The sequence below is a fragment of the Neisseria sp. P0021.S006 genome (assembly GCF_051956895.1).
Map to the genome: position 1 here is coordinate 1 of NZ_JBQCWZ010000845.1, position 623 is coordinate 623.

Consider the following 623-nt stretch of genomic DNA (forward strand, 5'->3'; position numbering starts at 1 on the left):
GTTTCGCGCTGACTGCCTCGCTGGCGGCAAATTCAAACTCTTGGCGCACTTCATTGATAAACGCCTCAAGCGCAAATTTGTCTTTGGCTTTGTCTTTATCGATTTTATTGACCACCAATACCACAGGCGTATGCTTAGGCAACTGCTTCAACACCACGCGGTCGGCATCGGTAAAGCGCATGGCTTCCACCACAAAAACCACCACATCCACGCCGCTCAACGCTTCGGTTACGTTTTGATTAAGACGGTCGTTCAAAGCATTGCGGTGATTGGTTTGAAAACCCGGCGTATCGACAAACACAAATTGCGCCGTGTCGTCGGTGTAAATACCTGTTACACGGTTGCGCGTGGTTTGTGCTTTTTTACTGGTAATACTGATTTTCTGACCGATTAAATGGTTCATCAGCGTGGACTTGCCGACATTCGGGCGACCCACGATGGCCACAAAGCCGCAACGATAATCCGTCGGGTGTTGTGACTCGTTTTGCAAAAAGGTTTCGATATCCATTTATATATGACTTTCTTGATTGTTTCAGACGGCCTTTGCATTTTCTCAAAGGCCGTCTGAAATATTATTTTTTAGATTTTTTTAAAGGGAACTTCTGTTCCAACCATTCCAAGGC

1 protein-coding gene is annotated in these 623 nt (G+C 46.1%); it reads right to left on the bottom strand.

Annotated elements, in window-relative coordinates:
• The coding region (gene era / locus ACTHUM_RS17455) for a GTPase Era (RefSeq protein WP_440403619.1) at positions 1–508 on the bottom strand (508 nt) is incomplete at its 3' end.
• Positions 509–623 lie beyond the last annotated feature (115 nt).